Origin of the sequence: Blastomonas sp. CCH1-A6 (genome assembly GCF_001556365.1) — a bacterium.
Classification (GTDB): Bacteria; Pseudomonadota; Alphaproteobacteria; order Sphingomonadales; family Sphingomonadaceae; genus Blastomonas; species Blastomonas ursincola.
The window spans coordinates 1-2,533 of the sequence record NZ_LSIS01000462.1 but is presented as its reverse complement, the minus strand read 5'-3'; the positions used below and the strand labels follow the sequence as shown (position 1 = coordinate 2,533).

4 protein-coding genes and 1 pseudogene are annotated in these 2,533 nt (G+C 63.2%); all 5 read left to right on the top strand.

Going from position 1 to position 2,533, the window contains the following annotated elements; translation table 11 throughout:
- The first annotated feature begins 194 nt into the window (after window positions 1-194).
- Complete coding sequence (locus tag AX735_RS20620; RefSeq protein WP_066284314.1) at window positions 195-623, top strand: endonuclease domain-containing protein; 429 nt, start codon at window positions 195-197, stop codon at window positions 621-623.
- A pseudogene (locus tag AX735_RS27120) lies at window positions 620-1,096 on the top strand (DNA cytosine methyltransferase); the annotation flags it as partial. The gene AX735_RS20620 and the pseudogene AX735_RS27120, both read left to right, overlap by 4 nt.
- A gap of 58 nt (window positions 1,097-1,154) precedes the next feature.
- Window positions 1,155-1,820, top strand: a complete 666-nt coding sequence (locus AX735_RS26530) for a hypothetical protein (protein ID WP_231750199.1) — start codon at window positions 1,155-1,157, stop codon at window positions 1,818-1,820.
- A gap of 40 nt (window positions 1,821-1,860) precedes the next feature.
- Window positions 1,861-2,202 carry a hypothetical protein gene (locus tag AX735_RS20610; protein WP_066284311.1) on the top strand — a complete coding sequence of 114 codons (342 nt, stop codon included), beginning with the start codon at window positions 1,861-1,863 and terminating at the stop codon, window positions 2,200-2,202.
- On the top strand, window positions 2,199-2,492 hold the full coding sequence (locus AX735_RS20605) for a hypothetical protein (protein ID WP_066284307.1): 294 nt from the start codon (window positions 2,199-2,201) through the stop codon (window positions 2,490-2,492). The genes AX735_RS20610 and AX735_RS20605 overlap by 4 nt, the downstream gene beginning before the upstream one ends.
- Window positions 2,493-2,533: the final 41 nt, after the last annotated feature.

The following is a 2,533-nucleotide window of genomic DNA, read 5'->3' as shown; positions in this document are numbered from 1 at the left end:
GGAAGGCTGGTGGGCGTAGGAAGGATTGAACTTCCGACCCCTGCGATGTCAACACGCTGCACCTCACCGCACATGGCAGTTTCCCGTGGCACCCGTTGGAACGCGGGCCGCATATGGTCGCGTCTGTTCTCGGTTTGCACACAGGGCAGGTTCACCGTGAACTTTGGACGCCTGTGTATGCGGGGTGACCGCTGATGGCCCTCAAAGCCGCATCCTGCTTTTCCGGCATCGGCGCTAAGGTCTGCGCGCGCTGCTCGACCCAGAAGCCCGCAACTGCATTCCAGCGTCGCGGCGATAAGCTGCAAAGCTGGTGCCGTGACTGCTCGAACGCATACCGCCGTGAGAAGGGTTATCGGGGGCACAAGCCGCCGACCGAGCAGAAGCGCAAATGGCAAATCAAGACGCGCTACGGGCTGACGCCTGCGGACGTTGCTCGCATGATTGCCGAGCAGGGCGGGGCGTGTGCCATCTGCACCGGCCCTATGGAGCGCCCCTGCATCGACCACTGCCACGCCACCGGCAAGGTTCGCGGCATCCTCTGCCATCGCTGCAACGTCAGGCTCTCAGCCATTGATGACCTTGCCTATCGCACCGCCGCAATCGCTTATCTGGAGAGGTCATGAATGTGGCTCTACATCCCCCCCTCAACGTCCTCGGAATCTGCGCCGGCGTCGGAGGCCTCGAACTCGGACTCCAACTTGCTCACGGCTATCTCGGAAAGGCTGTCCGAGGGCTGCTGTACGTGGAGAGGGAAGCAGCTGCCGCCGCAAGCCTGGTCGCGTCAATGGAAGCGGGGTGGCTTCATCCGGCACCTGTCTGGAGCGACGCTCGAACCTTCGACGGCACAGCGTTCGGTGGACTCGTGGATATCGTCACTTCGGGAGATCCGTGCCAAGGAAACAGCGTTGCCGGAAAGCGGCTCGGCGAGCTCGACGATCGGTGGCTGCTCGACCGCGCCATCGACATCTTCGACCAGACGGGGGCTCCTCGTTTCTTCCGCGAGAACGTGCCGGGGAACGCGGACGGACAGCTTGCCGTTGCCATCCCGGCATTGGAGCGACTGGGCTGCCGCGTTGCGGTCGGAATATTCAGCTCGGCCGAAACTGGAAATACCATGCGCCGGGAGCGACTGTTCATCTTGGCCGAGCGCGAAGGTGACCAGCGGGGGCTGGGAGCGCGATCGGAACGGGAATGTCTATCCGACGCTGGAAAGTGCGGCTGCGGAATGGATGGCGCCGGTAGCGGACGACACGGGGACGCGCACGAAGCGATACGGGCAGGGCGGCATGGCGCTGTCGATGCAGGTTACGCAGTGGGAAGCCCCCCAAAAGGAATGGATGGCCCCGCAGGTTCCGAACGGCGGCCGCTCGACGGCTCATGCCGAGCAGATCGGCGGGACGATGTATCACAACGGCAAGAAGGTGCAGTTGGGATTGGAGAGCCAGGCGAAGGCGTGGGCGGGCCCAGCAGCCCAGAACCACAAGGGCAGCAGCCAGGGCAGCATCACGCGGCAGGACGGCAAGTCAAGGGCGGATATCCTGTCCTATCAGGCCGAGCAGTTCTTCCACCCGCCGTCATCCCCGGCCCATCCGACAGTGGCAGCTGGCGCGCTCTGCTCGACCGATACCCCGAATACCAACCAGCCCTCAGTCAAGAGGAAGCTGAATCCCATCTTCGTCGAGGCATTGATGCGATGGCCCACCGGATTGAGCGGCTTCGAGCGACCGGCAATGGCGTGGACCCGGTGGCAGCAGCAACAGCTTACCTTTCTCTCGACGCTGTTCTGCGAGCCGGACGACGAGCAGATGAGCCTGTTCTGACCCGCCTCGCCACCCACCCAACCGCAAGGAGTGCGCAGTAATGACAGACCACAACGAACTAGCCGCCCGGATCGAGAGGGCGGAGGGGCCGGATAGGGCGCTGCCCTACCGCACGCAGGACGAGAGCGGCACGCCTGACAGTGCCGGAACGGTGGCATGGAACTGGATCGGGGAACTTGCCCAAGCCGAGCGCGAAGATGATTTCGTGCACCTCGAAATCAACAGCCGCCCTGTCGAAGGCGGGGGGAAGGTGACGCAGCTTTATCGCGGGACGACGCTGCTAGCAGTCGCGACCACCTTCCGCGATCCGATGAACTACACCGTGCTGGTGCGCTGGGTTTCGCCGGAAGCCGCCGCGATCCGCGCAAGGAGTGCGTCATGACCCGGAATTACGACGCCCAAGAGGTAATTCAGCACATTGCTAAGGTTGCAGCGGCAGTCGGAAGCCAAGCCAATGTCGGTGGCATGGAAACGGCGGGCGCGATCCTGTCTTACCTTGCCGAGCATCCGCGCGACCTCGAGCCGTTCATGAACGGAGGCATCTTCGAGCTACCTGCTGACCTGCACATGCACGGCAGGCTCACATGGCATGGTCGCGATGGCAAACTGCACACGCCGGAACATGCACGACGGGCCGCCATAATCACCAAGCTCAAACGGAGTGCGTCATGACCGAACAGGATAAGCCGCGTTGCCAGTCTTATCGCGAGCGT

Bases quoted from the DNA above. Each gene is read 5' to 3' on its own strand.
- AX735_RS20620 (WP_066284314.1), top strand. From the start codon at position 195: ATGGCCCTCAAAGCCGCATCCTGCTTTTCCGGCATCGGCGCTAAGGTC.
- AX735_RS20610 (WP_066284311.1), top strand. From the start codon at position 1,861: ATGACAGACCACAACGAACTAGCCGCCCGGATCGAGAGGGCGGAGGGG.
- AX735_RS20605 (WP_066284307.1), top strand. From the start codon at position 2,199: ATGACCCGGAATTACGACGCCCAAGAGGTAATTCAGCACATTGCTAAG.